This is a genomic window from Arthrobacter sp. NPDC057388, from assembly GCF_042668165.1.
In the GTDB taxonomy this organism is placed as follows: domain Bacteria; phylum Actinomycetota; class Actinomycetes; order Actinomycetales; family Micrococcaceae; genus Arthrobacter.
On the sequence record NZ_JBHVBL010000056.1, the window covers coordinates 1 to 26,091 of the forward strand.

Sequence of the window (26,091 nt, forward strand, 5' to 3'; positions counted from 1 at the left end):
GTGCCGGTTCTTCGGGAACCGGCAGCCGCCGTCGTTGTGTGTTTGGGCGACGGGGCGGTGGAGCCCCCGGTGGGGCGCGTTACGCCCGGCGTCGCCCGTGTGAGGCACGTCTCCCCGGAAGTACATCCCGCTTGTGGCATATTTGATGAATGGCAGAATTCAAGCAGTCCACCAAGCTTCATAATGTCCTTTACGACATCCGTGGACCGATTCTTCAGGCCGCCCAGCAGATGGAGGCGGAGGGTCACCGGATCCTCAAACTGAACATCGGCAACCCCGCACCATTCGGTTTTGAAGCGCCGGACGCGATCCTGGTGGACATGATCCGCCACCTGCCGCACGCCCAGGGATACAGCGATTCCCGGGGCATCTTCTCGGCCCGCACCGCCGTCTCGCAGTACTACCAGACCCGCGGCATCCAGAGCATCCACGTGGACGACATCTACCTGGGCAACGGCGTCAGCGAGCTCATCACCATGTCCCTGATGGCCCTGCTCGAAGAGGGCGACGAGATCCTGATCCCCACACCGGACTATCCGCTGTGGACCGCCTCTGTGGCGCTGGCCGGCGGCCGACCGGTCCACTACCTCTGCGACGAGGAGTCCGGCTGGCAGCCTGATTTGGAGGACCTCGAGGCCAAGATTACGCCCCGCACCAAGGGGATCGTGGTCATCAACCCGAACAACCCCACCGGCGCGGTGTACCCGGAATCCACGCTGCGGAAGATCGTGGCGCTGGCTGAGAAGCACGGGCTGGTGATCTTCGCCGACGAGATCTACGAGAAGATCCTCTACGAGGACGCCGTGCACGTGAACCTGGCCGGGCTCACCGGCGACGACGTGCTGTGCCTGACCTTCAGCGGGCTGTCCAAGGCCTACCGCGTGTGTGGCTACCGGGCAGGCTGGATGGCCATCTCGGGGCCGAAGAAGGAAGCCGCTGACTACCTTGAGGGCATCAACCTGCTGGCCAACATGAGGCTCTGCGCCAATGTCCCGGCCCAGCACGCCATCCAGACGGCCTTGGGCGGGTATCAAAGCATCAACGACCTCATCCTGCCCGGCGGGCGGCTGCTGGAGCAGCGGAACAAGGCTTACGACATGCTCAACGCCATCCCCGGCGTCAGCACCCAGCAGGCGCGGGGAGCGCTTTACCTGTTCCCGAAGCTGGACCCGGAGGTCTACGACATCCGGGACGACGAGAAGTTCGTGCTGGACCTGCTCAAGGAACAGAAGATCCTCGTTTCCCACGGCCGCGCCTTCAACTGGGTCCGTCCCGACCACTTCCGCATGGTCACGCTGCCCAACGTCAAGGACATTGAGGAAGCAATTGGCCGGATGGGAGACTTCCTCAGCAGGTATCAGGGGAATTAGCCTTTACCCACAGTCAACCGTGGAAAGAGGACCCGATGGCCGGCGTGGTGGAATTTACGAAGCTCCCTTCCGAAACCCTCAAGGTCGGCAAGGGGTTCCAGCTGGCGGACGTCGACCCTGATGCCACCCTGGGTTACCCGGGCAACAAGGCCGACGGCGAGCTGCTCCTCGAGGAACTCGACGACAAGCTCGCGGACCTTCAGGAGAGGCTGTTTGCCGAGTCCAAGTTCGGCGGCACCAAGCGCGTCCTGCTGATCCTGCAGGGGATGGATACCGCCGGCAAGGGCGGCATCGTGAAGCACGTGCTGGGCGCCATGGATCCGCAGGGCGTGCAGTTCAAGTCCTTCAAGGCCCCTACGCCCGAGGAAAAGGCCTACGACTTTCTGTGGCGGATCGAAAGGGAAGTCCCGGCGGCCGGCATGCTGGGCGTCTTCGACAGGTCCCACTACGAGGACGTCCTGATCCACCGGGTACACCGCTGGGCCGACCCCAAGGAGCTTGACCGCCGCTACCGGGCGATCAATGAGTTCGAGGAGCGGCAGTGTGCCGTCGGCACGAAGGTCGTCAAGGTCATGCTGCACATCAGCAATGACGAGCAGAAGAAGCGGCTCCTGGCCCGGCTGGACAATCCCGCCAAGCACTGGAAATACAATGTCGAGGACCTGAAGCAGCGGGCTTTCTGGGAGGACTACATGGCCGCCTACCAGGCCGCTTTCGACGCCACCGCCACCGAGCATGCGCCCTGGTACGTGGTGCCGGCGAGCAAGAAATGGTACGCCCGGATCGCGGTGCAGCAGCTGCTGCTGGAAGCACTCGGCGAGCTCGAACTCGAATGGCCCAAGGCCGAGTTCGATGTTGAAGCCGAACGCCGCCTCGTCGAACGGTCCTGAGCCGGTCTACGAGCTGGCCACCCTGGGGCTCAGCCGTCGTTGCGGGCTGCGGCCAGCCTCTTCCGCGCGCCTTCCAGCCAGTCCTCGCAGCGGCGGGCAAGCGCCTCGCCCCGTTCCCACAGGGCCAACGAGTCCTCAAGGCTGGTCCCGCCGGCTTCCAGCTTGGAGACCACGGCCACCAGCTGTTCGCGTGCTTCCTCGTAGCTGAGGGCATCGATATCCGGCGGCAATGCGGGGCTTGGCCGGGCTGTGCCGCCTGCGTGCTCTGTGCTGTTTGCTGGTTCGTTGTTGATGCTTGGCTCTGTCATGTTCCTGGCCTGTTCTGTCGGTGTGTCATTGGGTGTCGGCGCCGCGTTACGGTGCGCCGGTGGATTCCGCTCCGAACCGCCCGTCGGCCACCCGGACCGACAGCGCGGTACCCGCGGGCACCTGGGACGGCTGGCGGACAACCGCCCCGCCGGATCCGGAAAGCTGAACGACGGCGTACCCGCGGTCAAGGGTCTGCTGCGGTGACAGTGCCCGGACCTGCGCCTGGAGGTGGACCAGCTGGTCTGAAGCCCTGGTTACCGCAGCGCTGATGGCCGCGGTGGACCGGCGGGCCAGCCGTTCCACATCTTCCGCGCGCGCCGTGATCATGGTCTCCGGAGCGGCGAGCACGGGACGGGACCTGATGGCCGCCAGGCGGTCCGTTTCCCGGGCCACCAGCATTGTGACGGAGCGGCGCAGCTGGGCTTCGGCCTGCCGGACCCGGGCGAGTTCTTCCGAAACTTCCGGCACGATCCGCTTGGCTGCGTCCGTCGGCGTGGAGGCCCGCAGATCGGCGACGTCGTCCAGGATGGGCCGGTCCGCCTCGTGTCCGATCGCGCTGACCACCGGAGTGGCCGCGGCAGCCACGGCCCGGATGAGCTCCTCGCTGCTGAACGGCAGCAGGTCCTCCAGAGCGCCGCCGCCGCGGGCGATGACGATCACGTCCACCTCGGGACGGGCATCGAGTTCGCGCAGGGCCCTGACGATCTGGGACACGGCGGTGTTGCCCTGCACAGCGACCTCGCGGATCTCGAACTCGACGGCCGGCCAGCGCAGGGCTGCGTTGCGCAGTACATCCTTCTTGGCATCGGAGTCGCGGCCGGTGATGAGTCCGATCCTGTGGGGGAGCAGCGGCAGGCGCTTTTTGCGCGATTCGGCAAACAGGCCTTCTCCGGCCAGGGCATGGCGCAGCCGTTCTATCCGGGCCAGGAGATCCCCCAGGCCAACCGGACGGATGTCCTTCACGGACATGTTCAGGCGCCCGGTCTTGAGCCAGAATTCGGCCTTCAGCAGGGCCACCACACGGCTTCCGCGCTCAAGCGGCGTCTCCTGCCGGTCGAGCAGCTTGGACCAGATTGAGGCCGGCAGGGAGATCTCTGCGTCCACGTCCCGGAGGGTGAGGAATGCACTGCCTCCGCGCCGGTTCAGTTCAATGACCTGCCCTTCAACCCAGGCTGCGGGCGCGCGCTCGATGTGGGTCTTGAGCTTCTGGGAAAGCAGCTGCAGCGGCCAGGGATTGTCCGGGCTGGTGTCGGCGGCGGTGGCCGGCACGGTGCTGGGACCGGGCGCGGTGCCGGTTTCGGGGACGGTGGCGTTTTCAGCCATATGCAGCTCCGGTGGCGGCGGATGCCAGTTGCATGGTCGCGGTCCTTTGCCTGGGGATGGTGGATAAGATGCTGCGCGCATATTAGTTACTGCGGGGGTCAACCAACTCTATCCATAGCTGTATCACCGGGCCCCGACATTCTGGACGGCCGCGCGGCTCGTGGGCACCCACTGCGTCGCTGCCCGCCGGCCACTTTTGATCCTGCACCGCATTTCTGATCGCACAGGGTCGCGCCTAGGATGGCAGTGTCCTGCCACCAGCCAGGCACCCGACCAGCCGAGAAACCCGACCAGCTAGGAATCCCTTGCGTTCATTTCTTGCGGCCTTGGCCGTCATCCTTGGCCTCCTCCTCTCCGCCGTGGCCGTGCCGGCCATCTGGGTGGACCGCAACATCGTGCAGGAGGATGGCTTCGTTGCACTGACGGCGCCACTGGGGAAGGCCCCCGACTTCCAGAAGCGGCTGGCGACCGCCGCTGTCAACACCATTGATACCGGCGGCACCGTCCCTGCGCAGGCGGCCGAACTGGTCCGGCCGGTGCTGGAATCGGCTGCAACCTCACTGACCGGGCTGCCTGAGTATCCGGCCGCCTGGGAAGAAACGCTGCGGAAGAGCCACCGCCTGAACTTCAGGGATCCGGGCTCGCTTCCACCCGAAGCTGATGCCAGCACCTCCCTGACGCTGGACGTGGCACCGCTCGTAGCCCTCGCCGCGAAGCAGATCTCCCGCCAGGTGGGTGTACCGCTGGAGGCGCCGGGCCAGACCCTGGTGAACATCGGACAGACGAACCAGCGCCAGCTGGTTGAACGGATCACCGCCTACTCTCCGCTGGGCTACAGCCTGGCCGTCGGTGCCGGGGTGGCATTCCTGTTGGCCCTCGTCACGGCCCGCCGGCGGTGGAAAGTCCTGGCCGGCATTGGGGTGGGCGCACTGGTACTTTCGGGCCTGTGGACGCTGGCATCCCGCTGGGCCGCGGAGGTGGTCGTCGGTACCGCGAGCGGCAACGAAATGGCGGACCTCTTTAAGCGCGAACTTGTTGCTGCTTCGGCTGCCGGGTTTGCCTCCTGGACGCTGGCGGCAGCCATCATCGGTGCCGCTCTGGTGGCCGCAGGCGTGCTGCTCAGGCTGGTGGGCGGGCCTGCCCGGAGGCGTTGAGCTCTGCCGGGAGCCCTGCCGCCCAGCCGGTAGCATGGAGCAATGACTTCCACTGCAGTTTCCCTTTCGATGCCAACTGTCCCGCGCCGGCGGCGTTCGCCGGAGGAAGTGCTCGCGGCGGCACCCGTCCCGGGCCCGAAGAAGGTTCTGCTGGCAGCCCCGCGCGGCTACTGTGCGGGCGTGGACCGCGCGGTCATCGCCGTCGAAAAGGCCCTGCAGCATTACGGTCCGCCCGTGTACGTCCGGAAGCAGATTGTGCACAACGTGCACGTGGTCAGCTCCCTGGAGGAGCAGGGTGCCATCTTCGTGGACGAGACGGATGAGGTGCCCGAAGGCGCCCTGGTCATCTTCTCCGCTCACGGCGTGTCTCCGGCCGTTGTTCAGTCGGCCGAGGACCGCGGGCTGCGCACGATCGACGCGACCTGCCCCCTGGTGACCAAGGTCCACAAGGAGGCCGTGCGCTTCGCGAAAGACGACTTCGACATCCTCCTGATCGGCCACGACGGCCACGAAGAGGTTGAAGGAACGTCCGGCGAGGCTCCCGACCACATCCAGATCATCAACGGCCCCCATGAGGTGGACAAGGTGACGGTTCGGGATCCGGAAAAGGTTATCTGGCTTTCCCAGACCACGCTCAGCGTGGACGAGACCATGGAAACCGTCCGGCTGCTCAAGGAGCGATTTCCCACGCTCCAGGACCCGCCCAGCGACGACATCTGCTACGCCACGACCAACCGCCAGGTGGCCATCAAGAAGATCGCACCGCAGGCGGACCTGGTGATTGTGGTGGGTTCGGCCAACTCCTCCAACTCCGTCCGGCTGGTGGAAGTGGCGCTCGAATACGGGGCCAAGGCCTCGTACCGCGTGGACTTCGCCAACGAGGTGGACGAGTCCTGGTTCGAAGGTGTTGCCACCGTGGGCGTCACGTCAGGCGCGTCCGTTCCGGAGGTCCTGGTCAAGGACGTGCTCCGCCTCCTCGCCGACTACGGCTACGACGCCGTCGAGGAAATTGTGACTGCCGAGGAAGACCTGCTCTTCTCCCTGCCCAAGGAGCTCCGCGCCACGCTCAAGGAAGCGGGGGACGTGTCCCGCGCCCTCGGCGGACGCCGCTCGCGCTAGCTGCAGGCCGCGAGCCGGCATCCGCCGCAGGACCCCTTACGCGGCGTCCTCTTCTGCCTCCCCGGCCGGCCGCAGTTCAGCGGCCGGCCGTTCTGCGCCCTGGCGTTCAAGCCCCTCCAGTTCCGGGGCTGCAAGGGACCGCGGGGTGACCTGCACAGCCGGAGGGGTGGCCAGGCCGCTGGTGTCCAGGGCATTGAGTTTCCGCGCGGTGGGGAGCACCCGTGCTTCCAGCGTGCCGACCATTGCGTTGTAGCGGTCCACCGAGCTCTTCAGCGAGGACCCCAGCTTTCCGATGTTGTCCCCGAGCGTGCCCATCCGCTCGTACAGCTGCCGGGCAAGTTCGAAGAGTTCCCGGGCGCTGTCCGTGAGGACGTCCTGGCGCCACGTGAAAGCCACCGACTTGAGGACCGCAAGCAGCGTGCCGGGGGAGGCCAGTACCACGTTCCTGGAGAGCGCGTGATCCAGGAGCGCGGGGTCGGCGGAGAGTGCCGCGGCGAGGATGGACTCAGCCGGGACAAAACAGATCACCAGTTCCGGCGAGTTTCCGGAAATGTCCCAGTACTTCTTGGTGCTGAGGGCGTCCACGTGGGTCTTCAGCGCCTTGGCATGGGCCGCCAGGAGGTTCTGCCGCGCCGCCTGGCTGAGCCCGGGCTTGTCGCTGGCCGACTGACCCAGCTCCTGCGCCTCAAGGTACGCGGACAGTGGCACCTTGGCGTCGACCACGAGCTGCTTGTCGCCTGGCAGCTGGACCACCAGGTCCGGGCGGACGGCCGCTTCCGCCCCAGACGTGCCGTGGTGCTGCTCGTGGAAGTCGACGTGCCGCATCATGCCGGCCGCCTCCACGACCCGGCGCAGCTGTACCTCGCCCCACTGGCCGCGTGCGCTGTTCGACCGGAGCGCGGACTCAAGGGCGTGCGTGGACCGCATCAGCTGCTCATCGGTCAGACGCGCCTCCTGCAGCTGCTGTGCCAGCTGGCCGTACTGTTCAAGCCGGTCCCGCTCCAGCAGGGAGACCTGCTGCTGCACCGCCGTCAGCTTTTCGGCCACCGGGGCCAGGGCCCGGAGGACGCTGGCGTCCTGCTCGCGGGACATGCCCAGGTCACGGTTCTGGGCGGACAGGAGCTTGCGCTCCGCGTCCGCGGCAGCAAACTGCGCGCTTACTTCCGAAAGCCGCGCCGAGACGCCGTCGAAATCCGCCTCCAGGGCGCTGCTCCGGCGGCGCAGCACCATGTACACCGCGCCCGCGCCGGACACGGCGCCCAGCAACAGCATCAAAAGGGCCAGAATTACTGCAAAAGGTTCCATGCCTTCACTGTGGCACGGGGCTGTGACATTTATTGCGCGGGCAACGCCCGGTACCCGGCCATCGGCACCGTGTGCGCGGACCGAACGGGTAGAATCAATGTCCGTGGCTCTTACTATTGGCATTGTCGGACTGCCCAATGTCGGCAAATCAACCCTTTTCAACGCACTGACCCGCAACCAGGTCCTGGCAGCGAACTACCCGTTCGCCACCATCGAACCCAATGTCGGCGTCGTGAACCTGCCCGACCCCCGGCTCCAGCAGCTCGCCGGAATCTTCGGCTCGCAGCGCGTGCTGCCCGCGGCTGTATCCTTCGTTGACATCGCCGGCATCGTCAAAGGCGCTTCCGAAGGGGAAGGCCTGGGAAACCAGTTCCTGGCCAACATCCGTGAAGCGGAAGCCATCGCCGAAGTGGTGCGCGTGTTCGATGACCCCGACGTGATCCACGTCGACGGCAAGGTGGACCCCCGCTCGGACATGGAAACGATCAACACCGAGCTGATCCTCGCCGATCTGCAGACCATTGAGAAGGCCATTCCCCGGATCGAAAAAGAGGTCAAGATCAAGAAGCGCGAGGCCGCGGAACTCGCTGCCATCAAGGCCGCGCAGGTGGTGCTCGAACGCGGCGACACCATCTACTCCTCCATCAAGAGCGACAAGCTGGAGATGGAACACCTCAAAGAACTCAGCCTCCTGACGGCCAAGCCCTTCATCTACGTCTTCAACGCGGACGAAAGCATTCTCGGCAGTGAAGAGAAGCAGGCGGAGCTCCGCGCGATGGTTGCTCCGGCCGACTGCATCTTCCTCGACGCCAAGCTCGAGGCCGACCTCGTGGAACTGGACGAGGCCGAGGCCCGGGAAATGCTCGAGATGAACGGCCAGGACGAATCCGGCCTGGACCAGCTGGCCCGCGTCGGATTCCACACGCTGGGCCTGCAGACCTACCTCACGGCCGGACCGAAGGAAGCCCGTGCGTGGACCATCCGCCAGGGTGACACCGCCCCGCAGGCGGCGGGCGTGATCCACTCCGATTTCCAGCGCGGCTTCATCAAGGCGGAAGTTGTCTCCTTTGACGACCTCATCGACGCCGGTTCCATGGCCGAGGCGAAGTCGCGCGGCAAGGTCCGGATCGAAGGCAAGGAATACGTGATGGCCGACGGCGACGTGGTGGAGTTCCGCTTCAACGTCTAGGGTTGCTGGCCGTCCGTTCCGACGGGCGGCCATACAGCCGCCGCGCACCCCTATTGTGGGGAACGGATCATGGGCTAAGGTGGGCCCATGTCGCGGTTCAGCTTCTTGGGATGGCCGGTGGTACGGCAATTCATGTCCGGGGATCCACTCGGCCGGGGTGAAGCCGTGACGTCGCCCAAGACACGCGGGATCACACCGCGGACGTCGACTGCGGACCGCGTGGTTCAGAGCGTGTGCCCCTACTGCGCCGTCGGATGCGGGCAGCGTGTCTTCGTCAAGGACGAAAAGGTCGTCCAAATCGAGGGGGACCCGGACTCTCCGATTTCGCGGGGGAGGCTCTGCCCCAAAGGCTCGGCCAGCGAGCAGCTGGTCAACGCCCCCGGCCGGCAGACAAAAGTCCTTTATCGGGCACCCCACGCCAAGGACTGGCAGCAGCTGGACCTGAACACCGCCATCGAGATGGTGGCCGACAGATTCCTCGAGGCACGCCGGAACAAGTGGCAGCAGAACGATGACCAAGGCCGGCCACTGCGCCGCACCATGGGCGTTGCAGGCCTCGGCGGGGCAACGCTGGACAATGAAGAGAATTACCTGATCAAGAAGCTCTTCACCGCCGCCGGGGCCATCCAGCTGGAGAACCAGGCCCGCATTTGACACTCCGCCACGGTTCCCAGTTTGGGAACCTCGTTTGGGCGCGGCGGCGCCACACAATCGCTCCAGGACATGGCCAACGCCGACTGTATCGTCATCCAGGGCTCGAACATGGCCGAATGCCATCCTGTGGGCTACCAGTGGGTGACGGAGGCCAAGGCCCGGGGCGCGAAGGTCATCCATGTGGACCCGCGGTTCACGCGTACCAGCGCCGTAGCGGACAAGCACGTGCCCATCCGCGCCGGATCGGACGTCGTGTTGCTTGGCGCGCTGATCAATTACGTGATCAGCAACGAGCTGTGGTTCAAGGAGTATGTGCTCGCGTACACGAACGCGGCCACGCTGGTGGGCAAAGACTTCCGTGACACCGAGGATCTGGACGGACTGTTCTCGGGATTCGACCCCGAAACCGGGCACTACGACCTGTCTTCCTGGGCTTATCAGCGCGAGGACGGGGCGGAAGCATCCGGCGGGCACGAGCACGGGGCGGATACCTCCGCGCGGGCGGCCGGCCACCAATACGGCAGCGGCGGCCCCACGCTGGAAAACCCCCGGTTCGAACACGACTACAGCCTGGAGCACCCGCGGAGCGTGTTCCAGATCCTCAAGCGGCACTATGCGCGCTACACCCCGGAGATGGTCCGCGAGGCCTGCGGCATTTCTATCGAGGATTTCGACTACCTGGCCCGGGCCATCACGGAGAACTCCGGAAGGGACCGGACCACGTGCTTCGCGTACGCCGTCGGGTGGACGCAGCACACCCTGGGTGCCCAGTTCATCCGGACCGCGGCGATCCTGCAACTGCTGCTCGGCAACGTTGGACGGCCCGGCGGGGGGATCATGGCGCTGCGCGGCCATGCCAGCATCCAGGGGTCCACGGACATCCCGACCCTGTTCAACCTGCTCCCCGGCTACCTCCCGATGCCCAAGGCCGGGATGGAGAGCCTGGAGCAGTACCTGGAGGGCATCTCCTCGCCGACCCAGAAGGGCTACTGGGCGGCCGCCGACGCCTACACCGTCAGCCTGCTCAAGGCCTGGTGGGGTGACGCTGCCAACGCGGACTCGGAATGGGGCTACCAGTACCTGCCTCGGATCAACGGCCCGCACGGCACCTACGAGACGGTCATGAGCATGCTCGACGGCGGCGTCGACGGCTACATCGTCTTCGGCCAGAACCCGGCCGTGGGGTCGGCCCACGGACGCTTGCAGCGCCTGGGCATGTCCCACCTGAAATGGCTGGTTGTGCGGGACCTGAGCCTGATCGAAACCGCGACGTGGTGGAAAGACGGTCCGGAGATCGCCTCGGGCGAACTCAAAACAGAGGACATAGCCACCGAGGTCTTCTTCATGCCGGCAGCCACCCACGTGGAGAAAGCCGGTTCCTTCACCCAGACGCAGCGGATGCTCCAATGGCGCCACCAGGCTGTGCGGCCGCCGGGCGACTGCCAGAGCGAACTGGAGTTTTTCTATGAACTGGGCAAGCGCATCCGGGCGAAGCTTGCGGATTCGACTGATGAGCGGGACCGGCCGCTGCTGGACCTGACCTGGGACTATCCCGTCGATGAACACGGCGAGCCCGACGGCGAGGCGGTGCTCGCGGAAATCAACGGCATGCACCTGGCCGGACCGCAGGCCGGCACGCCCCTCTCGTCCTACACGGAGATGCGCGCCGACGGGTCGACGTCGGGCGGATGCTGGATCTACACCGGAGTCTACGCGGACGGTATCAACCATGCCGCCGACCGGAAACCGCAGCAGGAGCAGGGCCAGGTAGCCCCTGACTGGGGCTGGGTGTGGCCCGCGAACCGGAGGATTCTCTACAACCGCGCGTCCGCGGACCCCGACGGAAAGCCGTGGAGTGAACGCAAGAAGTACATTTGGTGGGACCCGGAGCAGAACCGGTGGACCGGAGAGGACGTCCCGGACTTCCCCGTGGACCGCGCACCCGGGGCTCGTCCGGATCCCCACGCTGGCGGTGCCGCGGCGCTGGCCGGCGACGATCCGTTCATCATGCAATCGGACGGCAAGGGATGGCTGTTTGCGCCCAAGGGCATGGTGGACGGACCGCTGCCAACGCACTACGAGCCCCAGGAGTCCCCGATCGCAAACCCGCTCTACCGGCAGCAGCAGAACCCTGCCCGGCTGACCTTCCCGCGCGCGGACAACCTCAGCGCGCCCAGTGCAGGCGACCGCGGGTCCGAGGTCTACCCGTACGTCTTCACCACGTACCGCCTGACCGAGCATCACACGGCCGGCGGGATGAGCCGGTGGCTGCCTTACCTCTCCGAGCTCCAACCGGAGATGTTCTGCGAAGTGTCCCCGGCGCTGGCGGCCGAGCGGGGACTGGAACCCTACGGCTGGGCCACCATCATCTCGCCCCGTTCAGCGATTGAGGCCAAGGTACTTGTGACAGACCGGGTGAAGCCGCTGGTTGTGGGTGGTCGGACCTTCCACCAGATCGGGCTGCCCTACCACTGGGGCGTCGGGCAGGACGCGGTCGTTTCCGGCGATGCCGCCAACGACCTGCTCGGTGTGACACTCGATCCGAACGTGCAGATCCAGGAGTCCAAGGCGGGGTCGTGCGACATTGTCCCTGGCCGGCGGCCGAGAGGACCCGCGCTCCTCTCGCTGATCGCTGAATACCGGACCCGTGCCGGAGTGACGCCGGAGACCGGGAACCAGAAGGTTACCGGTCCAGCCCAGGCATCGGGCCACGAGCCGAAGGAGGAGAACTGAATGAACCAGCTCACCGAAACTCCGGACCACGTCAGGCACACGGTGCATCCCCGAAAGGGCTTCTTCACCGACACCTCAATCTGCATCGGGTGCAAGGCCTGCGAAGTCGCTTGCAAGGAATGGAACCGCAATCCGCACGACTCCGGGTACCAACTGCTCGAGTCCTCCTATGACAACACCGGCTCCCTGGGAGCGGACACATGGCGCCACGTCGCCTTCATCGAGCAGGACCGCGAGCAGATCGGCCGGGCCCGTGAATCCGGCCGCGCCCTTGTCAGCCTTGGCATGCCCGGCTTTGGCCCCCCGGGGCAAGCACAGGCCTCGAATCTGGCCGGCGCTGACACCACTCCGCCGGACACCCCCGACTTCCGGTGGCTGATGTCCTCCGATGTCTGCAAGCACTGCACCAACGCCGGCTGCCTCGACGTCTGCCCCACAGGCGCCCTGTTCCGCACGGAGCACGGAACCGTCGTCGTGCAGGATGACGTCTGCAACGGCTGTGGAACCTGCGTGGCCGGATGCCCCTTTGGAGTGATCGAACGGCGCAGCGACGGGACGGCAGGGACGAAGACCGACCGCGACTTCACGCCAGGGGAACAGGCACCGACACGCAACGCCGGCGTCGCCCAAAAGTGCACGTTGTGCTACGACCGCATTGTTGACGGCCAGACCCCCGCCTGCGCCCAGACCTGCCCCACCACGTCCATCAAGTACGGCGAGCGCGAGGCCATGGTGGCCACCGCGAAGGAACGGGTGGCGGAGCTGCACGCCCAGGGGCTGACGGAGGCCCGGCTTTACGGCGCCAATGATTCCGACGGCGTCGGCGGCACCGGGTCCGTCTTCCTGCTGCTGGACGAACCGGAGGTGTACGGGCTGCCGCCGGACCCCCGGGTGCCCACGGCTGACCTGCCGCGGATGTTCAAGCGGGCAGGGATTGCCGCCGCTGGCATGCTGGCGGCCGCCACCGCGGCCTTCCTGGCGGGGGGCCGCGCTTGACGGTCTCCGACTTCGACGCATACCGCCCGCCCGAACCGCAGCGGGCGCGCAAGGGTGATAGCAAACGCCGTCGTACCGGTAGGGGCGGGGGCCGCGGCGAAGAGCCGATGGTTCCCGAGGCGGAGTTCACTTCCTATTACGGCCGGCCAATCGTCAAGCCGCCGCCGTGGGGAGACCCAATCGCCGTGTACCTCTTCCTGGGGGGAGTGGCCGGCGGTTCCGCTCTGCTGGGCGTCGGCGGCCAGGTGACGGGGAACCAGGTGCTGTGCCGGAACAGCCGGCTGGCCGCGCTCGCCGCCGTCGGGCTGGGCGCCGTGGCGCTCGTGGAGGACCTGGGCCGCCCCGAGCGGTTCCTCAACATGCTCCGCACGATCAAGCTGACATCGCCGATGAGCCTCGGCTCCTGGATTCTGACGGCGTTCAGCGCCGGCGTCGGAGTTTCAGCCGTTTCCGAGATCGACCGGATGACCGGTTCACGCCTGCCGCTCGGGCCGCTGCGCGGGCTGCTGCGGGCGCTCGAGGGTCCGGCGGGGGTGGAAGCAGCAGTTTTCGCGGCCCCGCTGTCCGTCTACACCGCCGTCCTGCTGTCGGATACCGCGAACCCGACCTGGAACGCCGCCCGGGAGGATTTACCGTTCGTCTTCGCCAGTTCTGCAAGCCTCGCTGCTGCGGGCCTTGCCATGATCACCACCCCGGTCAAGGAAGCCGGTCCAGCCCGGGCACTGGCGGTGCTCGGAGTCGCCGGCGATGTTATCGCCACCCGGGTCATGGAGAAGAACATGGACCCGGTCGCCGCCGAACCCCTGCACCTGGAGGGGCCGGGGCGGATGCTCGCCTGGAGTCAGCGGCTGGCCGTGGCCGGCGGCATCGGCGCGCTCGTCGGCGGCCGGAACAGGTGGGCGGCGGCAGCGTCAGGTGTGGTGCTGCTCGGCGCCTCGGCCCTGACCCGGTTCGGGATCCTGCGCGCCGGGATCCGCTCCACCCAGGATCCCCGCTATACGGTTGAACCGCAGAAGAACCGGCTCGCTGCCCGCCGGCGGGCAGGTGCGGTGCACGATTCGATCACGACCGCCGAGTGAGAACGCGCTAACACACCTCGATGCCAGGGCCCTCGGTCGTGTATCCCACGACGGGGTGCCCGGGCAGTTCGCCCACCACGAGCAAGCCGCCGGAGGTCTGGGCGTCGGCGAGCGTCAGCAGGTCGTTCTCCGAGACTCCCGGCCCCGGCTGCAGATGCGGACGGACCCATTCCAGGTTGCGCCGTGTCCCGCCGGAGATGAAGCCGTCCCGCAGTGCTTCGCGGGCGCCGGAGACCAACGGCACCGCATTCCGTTCGATGACCGCGCCCACTCCCGAGGCCCGGCACATCTTGTAGAGATGGCCCAGCAGGCCGAAACCGGTGATATCCGTGGCGGCCCGGAGGCCGCGCTGCACGGCTGCCTCGGCGGCCTCCCGGTTCAACTTAACCATCGTCGCGATGGCCTCTTCGAATACTTCGCCGGTTTGCTTGTGCCGGTTGTTCAGGAAACCCAGACCGATTGGCTTGGTCAGGGTGAGGGGCAGACCGGGCCGGGCAGCATCGTTGCGAAGCAGCTTGCCGGGGTCCGCAACGCCGGTCACTGCCATTCCGTATTTTGGTTCCGGGTCATCGACTGAGTGTCCTCCCGTCACCGGGCAGCCAGCTTCGGCGGCAACCGCCAGTCCGCCGCGCAGAACCTCGGCCAGCAACTCCATCGGCAACACTTCCCGGGGCCAGCCGACCAGATTGATGGCGCTGACGGGACGCCCGCCCATGGCGTAGATGTCCGAGATGGCGTTCGCTGCCGCGATCCGGCCCCAGTCGTAGGCGTCATCGACCACTGGAGTGAAAAAGTCCGCCGTTGAGAGCACGGCGAGGTCGTCACCGATCAGCACCGCGGAGGCGTCATCACCGCCGTCGAGCCCTACCAGCACGTCGGGGTGGGCCTGGCCGGCCAGGCCGCGGACCACATCCTCGAGTTCCCCGGGGGGAATCTTGCAGGCGCATCCTCCGCCATGCGCGTACCCGGTCAGCCGGACCGTTCCGCTTTGTTCCTGATCGAGGGCCATGACCGCATCCATGGGCCCCAGTCTAGGGCAGTGTTAGCATCCTCTTTGGAGGCGTCTGGGTCCTGGTGGGCTCCCCGGTCTTCAAAACCGGTGAGACCGAGTAGCTCGGTCTGGCGGGTTCGATTCCCGTCCGCCTCCGCCAAATGCGGCAGCTGATGGTGACCCCTAAGGAGGGCCGTGGGCACAGAGGACCCGCGCAGGCTTATTCCGCGCACCGACCGGCTGCTGGCGCACCCCGATGTCCGTCGCGCCCGGGGACGCCTCGGCGACGACGTGATCCGGTCCATCGTCCAGGAGATCCAGGACCTGGCGCGCTCCGGCGTGCTTGCGCCCGAGGAGGTCGAGCCAGCGATTCTGTCCGCCGTATCGTCCCGCCAGGCCACATCCCTGACGCCGGTGCTCAACGCCACCGGCGTCATCGTGCACACGAACCTGGGACGTGCCCCGCTGTCGGAGTCCGCCCGGGGAGCCCTGCTTACTGCCGCAGGTTATGTCGACGTCGAAATGGACCTGCCGTCCGGGGCGCGGTCCAAGCGCGGGGCCGGGGCCCGGCAGGCACTGCTGCACGCCTGTCCCTTGGCCGAGGACGCGCTGGCCGTAAACAATGGTGCGGCCGCCCTGCTGCTGGCGACCACCGTCCTGGCCGGAACCGGTGAGGTGATCATCAGCCGCGGGGAGCTCGTCGAGATCGGTGCGGGCTTCAGGCTTCCCGAACTGATCGAATCGACAGGAGCCCGCTTGCGCGAAGTGGGTGCCACCAACCGGACGCACCTGCGCGATTACGAGTCCGCCATTGGGGAGCGGACCGGCTGCCTGCTCAAGGTCCACCCAAGCAATTTCCGGGTCAGCGGCTTCACCTCCGGCGTCGGCATCAGCCAGCTCCGCACCCTGGCCGATGAATACCAGATCCCCCTGGTCGTGGATCTCGGCAGCGGACTGCTCGCCCCGGACCCCGTGCTGCCGGAGGAGCCCGACGTCGCAAGTGCGCTGGCATCCGGTGCCGACGTCGTCATCGCCAGCGGTGACAAACTCCTGGGCGGCCCCCAGGCAGGGCTGCTGCTGGGCCGCGCCGGGGTCATTGCCAAGCTGGCGCGCCATCCGCTGGCCCGGGCGCTGCGGGCGGACAAACTGGCACTGGCCGCGTTGGAAGCGACCGTCGCCGGGGAGGCGCCGCCGGTGACAGCGGCACTGCACGCCGATCCAGTGCGCCTCCGTGAGCGCACGGAGGCGCTCGCGGAAGCTGTGGGCTGTGCCGTCGTCGAGCATGACGGCAGGGTCGGCGGCGGGGGAGCGCCGGGCGTGCCCCTGCCCGGCTGGGCCGTCCGGCTCCCGGAAAGCGCGGCCCGGTTGCTGCGCACGGGCAATCCCGCGGTGCTGCCCCGGGTCCACGGCGGCGCCTGCCTGGTGGATTTGCGGTGCATCCCGGAGGACGACGACGGCCGGCTGGCCGTTGCTGTGAAGTCGGCTCTGGCGCATGCCGGTGAACCGCTCGGAACCGAAGGCAGTTGAAGATGTTCGTGGTGGCCACCGCCGGGCATGTCGACCACGGCAAGAGCACCCTGGTGCGCGCATTGACGGGGATGGAGCCCGACCGGTGGGCGGAGGAGCGCCGCCGCGGACTGACGATCGACCTGGGGTTCGCATGGACCAGGCTGGCATCGGGCAAGGACGTGGCGTTCGTGGACGTCCCGGGGCACGAACGGTTCCTCGGCAACATGCTGGCCGGGCTGGGGCCGGCACCTGTCGTCTGTTTCGTCGTGGCCGCTGATGAGGGCTGGCAGGCCCAGTCCAGCGACCATCGTGACGCCGTCGCGGCGTTGGGCATCAGCCACGGGATCGTGGTGCTGACCCGCAGCGACCGTGCACCGGGCGGGGTGGACGAGGTACTCGCGCGGGTGCGGTCCGAACTCGCGGGCACCGGGCTGCGCGACGCGCCGGCCGTCACCGTTTCCGCGGTCGACGGGACCGGACTCGGCGAACTGCGCAGAGCACTGGATGACATGCTGGGCTCCTTGCCCGAACCGGAGCCAGAGGCCCGCGTCCGGTTGTGGATCGACCGGTCGTTCACCATCAGCGGCGCCGGAACGGTCGTGACGGGAACCCTGACGGCCGGCACGCTCGCGCAGGGCGACCGTCTGCTGCTCCTCGGCCACGCTGACGCCGGACCGGTGTCGGTGCGGGCTCTGCACAGCTGCAACAGGTCCGCTCACTCCGTCGGTCCCAGCAGCCGTGTGGCCGTGAACCTCCGGTCCCGGCTGTCCGCTGATGCCATCCATCGGGGCGACGTTCTCCTCACGGAGGACAGTTGGCCGGTGGTGGACACCATTGACGTAAGGCGCACCATGGGTGCCTCCTTCACAGACGCACCCGGGCAACTGCTCGTCCACATCGGCACCGCCGCCGTGCCGGGCAGGCTGCGCCCGTTCGATCCGGACCACGCCCGCCTGGCCCTCGGCCGTCGGCTTCCCCTCGAACTGGGCGACCGCCTGGTGCTGCGGGCCACCGGAAGCCGGTCCGTGCTGGCCGGGGCCCAGATCCTCGACGTCGATCCGCCCGCGCTCGACCGCCGCGGCGACAGCAGCCGGCGGGCCGGGGTCCTCGCAGCCATGTCACCTGGCGGGGACGCGCTGACGGAAGTGGCCCGCCGGGGCGCGGTACGGGTCGAAGAACTGCGCCGGATGGGTCTTTCCGGCCTGGCGCGGATACCGGACGGTGTGAAGGCCTTTGGCGGCTTGTGGGTGTACGAAACGGTCTTCGATGCATGGCGACGGCGGCTGCGCAGCGCCGTGGAGCAACTCAGCGAGCAGGACCCGTTGGCGGCCGGGCTCTCCCACGGGGCCGCCGGGGACCTGATCGGACCGGGCGGCGGCGCGCTGCTGGCAGAGGTTGTCCGGGAAGCGGGACTGGTGCAGCGGGCGGGCTTTATCAGTCTTCCGGGGCAGCGCCAGGACCTCGGTGCGGCCGAGGCCGGGATCGCCACGCTGGAGAACCGGCTGGAGATTGCACCGTTCGCTGCGCCCGAAGCCCACGACCTGGATGCCCTTGGCCTGGGCGCCCGTGAACTGGCGGCAGCTGAGCGCAGCGGGCGCCTGCTGAGGCTCGGTGACGGCGTTGTCCTGCTTCCGCGGGCGCCAGCCCTGGCCATGCGCGAACTGGCCGCCTTGCCGCAGCCGTTCACAGCCAGTGAGGCGCGGAAAGCGCTGGGAACCACCCGCCGTGTCGCGATCCCCCTGCTGGAGTACCTCGATAGCCGCGGCTGGACGCGCCGGCTCGACTCGAGCCGGCGCACCATCGCCTGACATTGGATCGGGACGGGCGGAGCCATGGCTCTCTGAGGTACCTCAGTGATTGAGCATTAACAGCAAAAAGCCCCGATCCCCATGGATCGGGGCTTTTTCTGTGATTGGCACCCCTACCCGCGCTGCAACATGGCGTCAAGGAAAAACGGTGCACTTTTTTCGCGCGGCAGCGTCTTGGTTGCATCTCGATAACAACCTTTACTGAGGGACAACTTTCGGACCCCGCGTGTCGTGTTCGGGTCTAGGCTTCTTGTCATGTGAGACTCGCCACATCTCACTGGGGGGATGTAGCGGGTCTGGCCAGCGCCCACAGCGAAGGTCTTTTCCACACTCAATGAAACATAGGAGGCGGAATGCGATTCAGTCGTATTTCCAAAGCAGTAGGCGTTGCAGCCGCGGCTGCACTGGCGCTCAGCGCCTGCGCGAGCACGAATGGCGGGACAACCCCGTCCAGCAATGCGGCCGGAAAGCAGGGGGGAACAGCCACTGTAGTCGAGGTCAACGCGTTCAACACCTTCAACCCCAACACGGCGGATGGCAACACCGACATCAACTCCAAGGTCAGCTACGCCACACACTCCGGGTTCTACTACATCGACAACCAGCTGAACGTCGTCCACAACGACAAGTTCGGCAAGATGGAAAAGACGTCCGATGATCCGCTGACCGTCAAGTACACCATCAACGAAGGCGTGAAGTGGTCGGACGGCACTCCCGTCACCGCAGCCGACCTGCTCCTGCAGTGGGCGGCTTTCTCCGGGTATTACAACGACGCCGACGCCGAGGGCAAGGCGGGTACGTCCTACTTCTCCTACGCCGGCGATCCCACCGGCTTGGCGCTCACCGATTTCCCCGAAATCGGCGACAACAACCGTTCCATGACCATCAAGTACTCCAAGCCGTACGCTGACTGGGAGATCGCGCTGGGTGGGCCGGGCATCGATATTCCGGCCCACGTCCTGGCAAAGAAGGCCGGCCTGGCCGATACCCAGGCCTTCATCGACCACCTCAAGGGCCTGCCCCGCGGCGACGCCAAGGCACCCAAGGCCGCCGATGCCAAGCTCAAGACCATGTCCGACATGTGGAATACCGGCTTCGACTCCAAGACCCTGCCGAGCGATCCAAGCCTGTTCCTCTCCAATGGTCCATTCATTGTCCAGAGCATCAACCAGGACCAGTCCCTGACCATGGTCCGCAACAAGGACTACAACTGGGGTCCCGAGCCCAAGCTGGACGAGATTACTGTCCGCTACATCGGTTCATCCCCGGCCCAGGTCCAGGCACTGAAGAACGGCGAAGCTGACATCATCGCCCCGCAGGCTTCGGCGGACACCCTCGAACAGCTCAAGGCACTCGAGAGCCAGGGCGTGACGGTGGAGCAGGGCAACCAGCTCTCCTACGACCACATCGACCTGAACTACTCGGGACCGTTCGCGGAAAAGAACGTCCGTGAAGCATTCATGAAGACGGTTCCGCGCAAGGACATCGTGGACAAGATCATCAAGAAGCTCGATCCCGAGGCAAAGCCCCTGGATTCGCAGCTGTTTGTTCCTGCGCAGCCGGCTTACGAGGCTTCCGCACAGGGCAACGGTTCCTCGAACTACCAGGATGCCGATGTTGAGGCCGCCAAGAAGCTCCTGAACGGCGCAACGCCCGAGGTCCGCATCATGTACAACAAGGACAACCCGAACCGGGTGGACGCGTTCTCGCTCATCCGCGAGTCCGCCACCAAGGCCGGCTTCAAGATCGTCGACGGCGGCCTGGGCGCCTCTGACTGGGGCAAGGCCCTCGGCAAGGGCGGCTACGACGCCACGATCTTCGGCTGGATCAACCCGGGCGTCGGCGTCTCCGGCGTGCCGCAGATCTTCCGCTCCAACAACGGTTCCAACTTCAACAAGTTCAGCGATCCTGAAGCCGACAAGCTCATGGACGAACTCATTGTGACGACGGACCGCAGCAAGCAGGATGAACTGTCCAAGCAGATCGACAAGAAGATCTGGGACTCGGCCTACGGCCTCCCGCTGTTCCAGTCCGTTGGTGTTGACGCTTACAGCGACCGCATCACCGGCGTGAAGTTCATGCCGAACCAGACGGGCGTCTGGTGGAACTTCTGGGAGTGGGCCGAGAAGTAAGCCCGTGCCGCGAAGTGCCACAAGCTAACTGAGGCGCCGGGACCATGCACCACGGTCCCGGCGCCTTGCAGCGCCATCTCCCGGCAGTGCCTGTGTTGGCAGCACAAGCAGTAAGGCGCCGCCAAACCTGCGACCGGTCCGGGCAATCCCCGGGCCCGAATCCTGAGGTTCTATCACAATGGTGACCTACATAGTCCGGCGGCTAGTCACCGCCGCACTCATCCTATTGGGCGCTTCGTTCCTGGTGTATCTGCTGACCGCAGCATCAGGCGACCCGCTCGCCGAGTTCCGCGCCAGCAGTGCACCAAACAAGCAACAGCTCATGGACTCCCGATCCGCGCTGCTGGACCTGGAGACGCCCGCTCCCGTGCGGTATTTCAAATGGCTCGGCGGCGCAGCCCAGTGCCTGGTGCCCTTCACCGGTTCCTGCAATCTCGGCAAGAACATCGCCGGCCAGCCCATCACGGACGCCCTCGGCCATGCACTCATTCAGACGCTGACGCTCGTCACCGGGGCCACCGTCCTGGCCATCCTCGTGGGCATCACGCTGGGCATCATCACCGCGCTGCGCCAGTACAGCACACTGGACTACGGCGTGACCTTCATGGCCTTCCTGTTTTTCTCCCTGCCGATCTTCTGGGTCGCCGTCCTGCTCAAGGAGTTCGGCGCCATCGGCTTCAACAACTTCCTCCGAAATCCGGAGATACCCCTGCCTGTCTCGCTCGGAGTCGGCGCGGTCCTCGGCGGCGTGGCCGTGATCGTGGCCGGCGGCGATGCCAGGCGCAGGGCCATGACGGGCGGCATCGTCTTCGCCGTCGTCGCCGCGGTCCTTATCTACTTCTCTGTCACCCAGTGGTTCAAGACGCCGGGCCTCGGCCCGGTGGTCATCGCCATCGCCGGGGTGGGCATTGCCTTTGCCGTGACCCTGCTCACTGCAGGCCTGCGGAACCGTAAAGCGCTGCAGTCAGCCCTGATCGCCGTCGGCGTCGGGGTGGTCCTCTACTTCGTGCTCCAGCCGCTGCTGAACCAAGCAACGTTCCTCATGATCGTGCTGCTGGCAGTCGCGGCCGTCCTGGTCGGCATGGCCATCGGCTACTTCATGGGCGGCTACGACCGCGGACAGTCCATGCGAGCGGCGGCCATCACGTCCTTCCTCGTGGGATTCCTCATCCTGCTCGACCGCTTCATGCAGGCGTGGCCCGCGTACTTCAACAACGGCAGGGTCCGGGGACGGCCGATCGCCACCATCGGCGCCGGCACGCCGAACATCGAGGGTGACTTCTGGATCCTGGGCATCGACTCCTTCACCCACCTGATCCTCCCAACCACCGCGCTCATCCTGATCTCCCTGGCCGGATACACCAGGTTCACCCGTGCCTCCATGCTTGAGATCATGAACATGGACTACATCCGGACAGCCCGCGCCAAGGGTCTTTCGGAACGGACAGTCGTCATGCGCCACGCCTTCCGGAATGCCCTGATTCCGGTGGCCACCATCGTGGCCTTCGACATTGGCGGCCTGATCGGCGGCGCAGTCATCACCGAGACGGTCTTTTCCGTCCGGGGCATGGGATTCCTGTTCCTCGACGGCATCCAGCACGTTGACCCGAACCCCGTCATGGGCGTCTTCATCTGCGTCGCCATCACGGCCATGGCGTTCAACCTCATCGCGGACCTCGCCTACTCCGCACTGGATCCACGAGTAAGGGTGAAAGCATGAGCCAGCCCAGTCAGCAGGATGAAATCATGGCGGAGCAGGCCACCGTGCGGCAGGAAGCCGCCGGCATCGAGCCCGTCTCCGAAGCCCGCGGCCTGAGCCAGGGCCAGATTGTCCGCAAGCGGTTCCTTGGCCATTCCGGCGCCATCGCCGGCCTGGCCGTCTTTGCGATCATCTTCGTCATGGCCTTCACCTCCGTGGGTTATGCCGGGATACCCGGCTGGTGGAAGTACACCCACGTAGCCGTCTCGCCACTGGTCAACGACGGCGCCCCCACAGCGTCACTGTGGCCCCTGGCCTGGGGTGAGCACCCCTTCGGACAGGACCGGATCGGGCGCGACCTGTTCGCCATGACCATGCGCGGCGCCCAGCAGTCCATCACGATCATGGTGGTCATCGGCCTGATCGCCGGCCTGATCGGTGTGGTAGTGGGGGCGCTGTCCGGCTACTTCCGGGGCTGGATGGAAGCGGTCCTGATGCGGCTCACCGACGTCATCATCATTGTCCCGGCACTGCTCCTCGCGGCCGTCATGGCCCAGTTGGCCGGCCGCCGCGACGAAGGCAGCTGGTTCGCCGCCTTCGCGAGCAGCAACGGCGTCCTCGCCCTCGGCATCTTCCTGGGGCTGATCAGCTGGGTGGGCCTTGCCCGGCTCATGCGCGGTGAGTTCCTCACCCTGCGGGAGCGCGAGTTCGTCGACGCGGCACGGATCTCCGGGGCAAGCAACGCCCGGATCATCTTCAAGCACATCCTGCCCAATGCCGTGGGCGTGCTGATCGTCAACGTCACCCTGACCATGTCAGCGGCCATTCTCACCGAAACGGCCCTCAGCTACCTGGGCGTCGGCGTCAAGTCCCCGGACACGTCCCTGGGCCTGCTCATCTCCCAGAACCAGGAAGCCTTCGCCACGCGCCCCTGGCTGTTCTGGTTCCCCGGCCTGTTCATCGTGCTCATCTGCCTCAGCATCAACTTCATCGGTGACGGCCTGCGGGACGCCTTTGATCCACGGCAAAAGAAGTTCAACGCCAAGAAAGCGACCGACGCCGGCACAACACTTCCGGAAGCCACTCCGGTCGCGGCCCTGGACAGCAGGGCAGAGGACAGCAGTGCAAATGACGGCCGGACCACCGGCGGGGACAGGGGAGCCTGACGTGCTGCTACCGTGCCGCGGGCGGGCGCAGCGCGCATCCCGCCTACAGGGCGGCCACGCTCCAGTAGGTCAGCCCGAGAAGAAGCAGGGCCGCCGCTGCCTCGCGCCAGCGGAACGTCACGGTAACCGGAGTGGTGTCTGCTGCCCCGGCGTCGAGAAGTCCGGATTCGACCAGCTGCTGCCACCGTCCGCGGACCAGCTGCGCAGCCTGGCCCGAGTCAGTGGTCTTCAGGTCGCCGGGACGGACGGAGTTGCCCGGCCCGTACGTGCTGTCGGGCAGTCCCCGCAGGTCCTCCGGGCGGGCGTTGCGTCCGCCCCAGATGCCGGGAGCGGGGGCCGCCCAGGCACCGTAGCTTTTGCCGGGCGTCACCAGGGTCAGCGCATACCGGGTGTCCACGTGCACCAGGGCTGCCCACGGCACCCGGATGGCGCGGAACGGGTTCTCTATGGTGACCCCGGCATCATCAATCACCACAGCGGGGCGCCAAAACAGCAGCCAGCCAAGGTAGGCGATGAGCAGCAGCGGCCAGGACCCGGCCATGGCGGGAAGCCCGCCCGCCACCAGCAGGCCGGCCAGTCCGGCGGCCGCGACGAACCACGAGAATCCGGCAAACCACTTGTTGGTGCGCGCCTTGAAGATAGCGGCGTTTCCGGCATGCGGCACAGTGCTCATGCCCCCAATAATTCAGTATTCCCGGCCGCAGCACTAATCCCAGCTGCTCCGCCGGCCCGGGTGGAAGGAAAACCCCAACATGTCTGACTACATCAGCCCAGAGCCCGATTCCATTGAGCCGGGCGCCGGCCGGCGGAGGGCAGACGGGAAGGGCTCTGTCGTCCTCGAAGTGCGCGACCTCAGCGTTGACTTCGGCGTGGAAAAGAAGTGGGTGCCGGCCGCCGTCGGGCTTAACTATGAGGTTCGCGCCGGTGAGGTCCTGGCCATCGTCGGCGAATCCGGCTCGGGTAAAAGCGCCAGTTCCATGGCGCTGCTCGGTCTGCTGCCCAGCAACAGCAGGGTGTCCGGAAGCGTCAGGCTCTCCGGCAAGGAACTGCTGGGCGCGGATGCCGCCAACATCCGCAGCGTCCGGGGCAAGGATGTGGCCGTCATCTTCCAGGAGCCCATGACGGCGCTGAATCCGGTCTACACGGTGGGCGCACAGATCGTCGAGACGGTGCGCCTCCATAACGAAGTGTCCCCCGACCAGGCCAAGGAGCGTGCGCTGCGCATGCTGGAGCTGGTGGAACTGCCGGACCCGGTTAAGGCGTTCAAGTCCTACCCGCACCAGCTCTCCGGCGGCCAGCGCCAGCGTGCCATGATCGCCCAGTCACTGTCCTGCGACCCCAAGCTGCTGATCGCTGACGAGCCCACCACGGCCCTGGACGTCACGGTGCAGGCGGAGATCCTCGACCTCATGAGGAACCTGCGGAACAAGCTGGACAGCGCCATTGTCCTGATCACCCACGACATGGGCGTCGTGGCCGACCTCGCCGACCGGATCGCCGTCATGCGCAAGGGCCTGATCGTGGAGACCGGCACCGCCGAACAGATCTTCCACAACCCGCAGCACCCATACACGCAGGCGCTGCTGGCTGCCGTGCCGCACCTTGGGCAAGGAGGCACGGACACCGCACCCGACGTTGACGTGACAGCAGCGCTGGCCGCCGCCACGCACGCCGAGCTCGAATCGGTGGACCACGAGGAACTTGTCCGCCGCGAGCGGGAGAACGCGGCAGCCCTGGCGGCCGTCGAATCCACCGGCCCCGTGGGCGAACCCGTCCTGGAGCTGACCGACGTCGCCATCGAATATCCGAAGCAGGGCCGGGTGCCGGCCTTCCGCGCCGTCGAGGGTGCCAACCTGACCATCCATCCCGGACAGGTGGTGGGCCTGGTGGGGGAATCCGGCTCGGGCAAGACCACCATCGGGCGTGCCGCCGTCGGACTGCTGCCGGTCGCAGCCGGAACGATGCGCGTGGTGGGGCAGGACATCTCCGCCGCGAAGAAGAACGGCAAGCAGCTGCACCACGTGCGGCGCCACATTGGCATGGTGTTCCAGGACCCGTCGTCGTCCCTGAACCCGCGCCTGCCCATCGGAGAGAGCATCGGCGAGCCGATGTACCTCGCCGGCGTGGCAAAGGGCGCCGACCTGCAAAAGCGCATCGAGGCCCTGCTGGACCAGGTGGAACTTCCCCGCAATTACCGGAACCGGTACCCGCACGAGTTGTCCGGCGGGCAGAAACAGCGTGTCGGCATCGCCCGGGCACTGTCCCTGAAACCAAAGCTGATGGTGGCGGACGAGCCGACGTCGGCGCTGGATGTTTCGGTCCAGGCCAAGGTCCTGGAACTGTTCCAGAACCTGCAGCGCGAGCTCGGCTTCGCCTGCCTTTTCGTCACCCACGACCTCGCCGTCGTGGACGTGCTGGCCGACCGCATCTGCGTCATGCAGCGCGGCCGCATTGTGGAGCAGGGCACCCGCGACCAGATCCTGCGCAACCCGCAGGAGGCCTACACGCAGCGGCTGCTCGCGGCCGTGCCGCTGCCCGATCCAGAGAAGCAGCGTGAACGCCGCGAGCTCCGGGCCCAGCTGCTGGCTACCGGAACCGAGTAGCCGGCCGCGAACCAAGGCACGAAATAACGCACAGGGAACAGATGCAGAGGGAGCCGGTGCTG

General features: G+C 66.6%; 19 protein-coding genes and 1 tRNA gene. 15 read left to right on the forward strand and 5 right to left on the reverse strand.

What is annotated here, in order from left to right; all coding sequences use genetic code 11:
* The first annotated feature begins 149 nt into the window (after window positions 1-149).
* A complete protein-coding gene (locus ACFUTU_RS19185; protein ID WP_377967179.1) occupies window positions 150-1,370 on the forward strand; it encodes a pyridoxal phosphate-dependent aminotransferase in 1,221 nt (406 codons plus the stop codon).
* Window positions 1,371-1,405: 35 nt separating this feature from the next.
* The gene (locus ACFUTU_RS19190) at window positions 1,406-2,260 is read left to right on the forward strand and encodes a PPK2 family polyphosphate kinase (protein WP_377967181.1); all 855 of its coding nucleotides are present in this window, start codon (window positions 1,406-1,408) and stop codon (window positions 2,258-2,260) included.
* A gap of 29 nt (window positions 2,261-2,289) precedes the next feature.
* On the opposite strand, the gene ACFUTU_RS19195 is transcribed toward ACFUTU_RS19190, so the two are convergent.
* Together ACFUTU_RS19195 and xseA are read right to left on the reverse strand one after the other, a co-directional pair.
* Window positions 2,290-2,490: an exodeoxyribonuclease VII small subunit gene (locus ACFUTU_RS19195; RefSeq protein ID WP_377967227.1), complete on the reverse strand. Its 201-nt coding sequence runs from the start codon at window positions 2,488-2,490 to the stop codon at window positions 2,290-2,292.
* A 124-nt stretch (window positions 2,491-2,614) separates the two neighbouring features.
* Complete coding sequence (gene xseA / locus ACFUTU_RS19200) at window positions 2,615-3,892, reverse strand: exodeoxyribonuclease VII large subunit (RefSeq protein ID WP_377967183.1); 1,278 nt, start codon at window positions 3,890-3,892, stop codon at window positions 2,615-2,617.
* A gap of 305 nt (window positions 3,893-4,197) precedes the next feature.
* On the opposite strand from xseA, the gene ACFUTU_RS19205 reads away from it, so the two are divergent.
* Entirely contained in the window at window positions 4,198-5,046 is an 849-nt protein-coding gene (locus tag ACFUTU_RS19205) for a hypothetical protein (protein WP_377967186.1), read from the forward strand.
* A gap of 42 nt (window positions 5,047-5,088) precedes the next feature.
* Complete coding sequence (locus tag ACFUTU_RS19210) at window positions 5,089-6,165, forward strand: 4-hydroxy-3-methylbut-2-enyl diphosphate reductase (RefSeq protein WP_377967188.1); 1,077 nt, start codon at window positions 5,089-5,091, stop codon at window positions 6,163-6,165.
* A gap of 36 nt (window positions 6,166-6,201) precedes the next feature.
* On the opposite strand, the gene ACFUTU_RS19215 is transcribed toward ACFUTU_RS19210, so the two are convergent.
* Window positions 6,202-7,470 carry a DNA recombination protein RmuC gene (locus ACFUTU_RS19215; RefSeq protein ID WP_377967191.1) on the reverse strand — a complete coding sequence of 423 codons (1,269 nt, stop codon included), beginning with the start codon at window positions 7,468-7,470 and terminating at the stop codon, window positions 6,202-6,204.
* A 103-nt stretch (window positions 7,471-7,573) separates the two neighbouring features.
* Between ACFUTU_RS19215 and ychF the strand changes: the two genes are divergently transcribed.
* The 4 genes from ychF (at window position 7,574) to nrfD (ending at window position 14,121) form a co-directional block, all read left to right on the forward strand.
* A complete protein-coding gene (ychF, locus tag ACFUTU_RS19220; RefSeq protein ID WP_377967194.1) occupies window positions 7,574-8,659 on the forward strand; it encodes a redox-regulated ATPase YchF in 1,086 nt (361 codons plus the stop codon).
* An 87-nt stretch (window positions 8,660-8,746) separates the two neighbouring features.
* The gene (gene fdh, locus ACFUTU_RS19225; RefSeq protein ID WP_377967197.1) at window positions 8,747-12,046 is read left to right on the forward strand and encodes a formate dehydrogenase; all 3,300 of its coding nucleotides are present in this window, start codon (window positions 8,747-8,749) and stop codon (window positions 12,044-12,046) included.
* Window positions 12,047-13,042, forward strand: a complete 996-nt coding sequence (locus tag ACFUTU_RS19230; RefSeq protein ID WP_377967199.1) for a 4Fe-4S dicluster domain-containing protein — start codon at window positions 12,047-12,049, stop codon at window positions 13,040-13,042.
* Entirely contained in the window at window positions 13,039-14,121 is a 1,083-nt protein-coding gene (gene nrfD, locus ACFUTU_RS19235; RefSeq protein WP_377967202.1) for an NrfD/PsrC family molybdoenzyme membrane anchor subunit, read from the forward strand. Before ACFUTU_RS19230 ends, nrfD begins: the two co-directional genes overlap by 4 nt.
* Window positions 14,122-14,128: 7 nt before the next feature.
* Here nrfD and selD read toward each other — a convergent pair whose 3' ends face one another.
* A complete protein-coding gene (gene selD / locus ACFUTU_RS19240; RefSeq protein ID WP_377967204.1) occupies window positions 14,129-15,130 on the reverse strand; it encodes a selenide, water dikinase SelD in 1,002 nt (333 codons plus the stop codon).
* A gap of 47 nt (window positions 15,131-15,177) precedes the next feature.
* Between selD and ACFUTU_RS19245 the strand changes: the two genes are divergently transcribed.
* The 6 genes from ACFUTU_RS19245 to ACFUTU_RS19270 all read left to right on the forward strand — a co-directional run bounded on the left by ACFUTU_RS19245 (window position 15,178) and on the right by ACFUTU_RS19270 (window position 23,426).
* Window positions 15,178-15,272, forward strand: a tRNA-Sec gene (locus tag ACFUTU_RS19245).
* 35 nt (window positions 15,273-15,307) lie between these two features.
* Window positions 15,308-16,639 carry an L-seryl-tRNA(Sec) selenium transferase gene (gene selA, locus ACFUTU_RS19250; protein ID WP_377967207.1) on the forward strand — a complete coding sequence of 444 codons (1,332 nt, stop codon included), beginning with the start codon at window positions 15,308-15,310 and terminating at the stop codon, window positions 16,637-16,639.
* 2 nt (window positions 16,640-16,641) lie between these two features.
* Window positions 16,642-18,429: a selenocysteine-specific translation elongation factor gene (selB, locus tag ACFUTU_RS19255; RefSeq protein ID WP_377967210.1), complete on the forward strand. Its 1,788-nt coding sequence runs from the start codon at window positions 16,642-16,644 to the stop codon at window positions 18,427-18,429.
* Window positions 18,430-18,782: 353 nt separating this feature from the next.
* Entirely contained in the window at window positions 18,783-20,561 is a 1,779-nt protein-coding gene (locus tag ACFUTU_RS19260) for an ABC transporter family substrate-binding protein (RefSeq protein WP_377967213.1), read from the forward strand.
* A 178-nt stretch (window positions 20,562-20,739) separates the two neighbouring features.
* Window positions 20,740-22,281 (forward strand): ABC transporter permease, encoded by a 1,542-nt coding sequence (locus ACFUTU_RS19265; protein ID WP_377967216.1) that lies wholly within the window; start codon window positions 20,740-20,742, stop codon window positions 22,279-22,281.
* A complete protein-coding gene (locus ACFUTU_RS19270) occupies window positions 22,278-23,426 on the forward strand; it encodes an ABC transporter permease (protein ID WP_377967218.1) in 1,149 nt (382 codons plus the stop codon). Before ACFUTU_RS19265 ends, ACFUTU_RS19270 begins: the two co-directional genes overlap by 4 nt.
* Window positions 23,427-23,469: 43 nt before the next feature.
* Here the strand turns inward: ACFUTU_RS19270 and ACFUTU_RS19275 are convergent, their stop codons facing one another.
* Window positions 23,470-24,099 (reverse strand): PH domain-containing protein, encoded by a 630-nt coding sequence (locus ACFUTU_RS19275; RefSeq protein ID WP_377967221.1) that lies wholly within the window; start codon window positions 24,097-24,099, stop codon window positions 23,470-23,472.
* A 79-nt stretch (window positions 24,100-24,178) separates the two neighbouring features.
* Between ACFUTU_RS19275 and ACFUTU_RS19280 the strand changes: the two genes are divergently transcribed.
* Window positions 24,179-26,029 (forward strand): ABC transporter ATP-binding protein, encoded by a 1,851-nt coding sequence (locus ACFUTU_RS19280; protein WP_377967224.1) that lies wholly within the window; start codon window positions 24,179-24,181, stop codon window positions 26,027-26,029.
* The last annotated feature ends 62 nt before the right edge of the window (window positions 26,030-26,091 follow it).

Bases quoted from the DNA above. Each gene is read 5' to 3' on its own strand.
- ACFUTU_RS19270 (WP_377967218.1), top strand. From the start codon at position 22,278: ATGAGCCAGCCCAGTCAGCAGGATGAAATCATGGCGGAGCAGGCCACC.
- ACFUTU_RS19265 (WP_377967216.1), top strand. From the start codon at position 20,740: ATGGTGACCTACATAGTCCGGCGGCTAGTCACCGCCGCACTCATCCTA.
- ACFUTU_RS19275 (WP_377967221.1), bottom strand. From the start codon at position 24,099: ATGAGCACTGTGCCGCATGCCGGAAACGCCGCTATCTTCAAGGCGCGC.
- selD (WP_377967204.1), bottom strand. From the start codon at position 15,130: ATGGCCCTCGATCAGGAACAAAGCGGAACGGTCCGGCTGACCGGGTAC.
- selB (WP_377967210.1), top strand. From the start codon at position 16,642: ATGTTCGTGGTGGCCACCGCCGGGCATGTCGACCACGGCAAGAGCACC.
- ACFUTU_RS19260 (WP_377967213.1), top strand. From the start codon at position 18,783: ATGCGATTCAGTCGTATTTCCAAAGCAGTAGGCGTTGCAGCCGCGGCT.
- ACFUTU_RS19280 (WP_377967224.1), top strand. From the start codon at position 24,179: ATGTCTGACTACATCAGCCCAGAGCCCGATTCCATTGAGCCGGGCGCC.
- ACFUTU_RS19230 (WP_377967199.1), top strand. From the start codon at position 12,047: ATGAACCAGCTCACCGAAACTCCGGACCACGTCAGGCACACGGTGCAT.
- ACFUTU_RS19210 (WP_377967188.1), top strand. From the start codon at position 5,089: ATGACTTCCACTGCAGTTTCCCTTTCGATGCCAACTGTCCCGCGCCGG.
- ACFUTU_RS19185 (WP_377967179.1), top strand. From the start codon at position 150: ATGGCAGAATTCAAGCAGTCCACCAAGCTTCATAATGTCCTTTACGAC.
- ACFUTU_RS19215 (WP_377967191.1), bottom strand. From the start codon at position 7,470: ATGGAACCTTTTGCAGTAATTCTGGCCCTTTTGATGCTGTTGCTGGGC.
- xseA (WP_377967183.1), bottom strand. From the start codon at position 3,892: ATGGCTGAAAACGCCACCGTCCCCGAAACCGGCACCGCGCCCGGTCCC.
- ACFUTU_RS19190 (WP_377967181.1), top strand. From the start codon at position 1,406: ATGGCCGGCGTGGTGGAATTTACGAAGCTCCCTTCCGAAACCCTCAAG.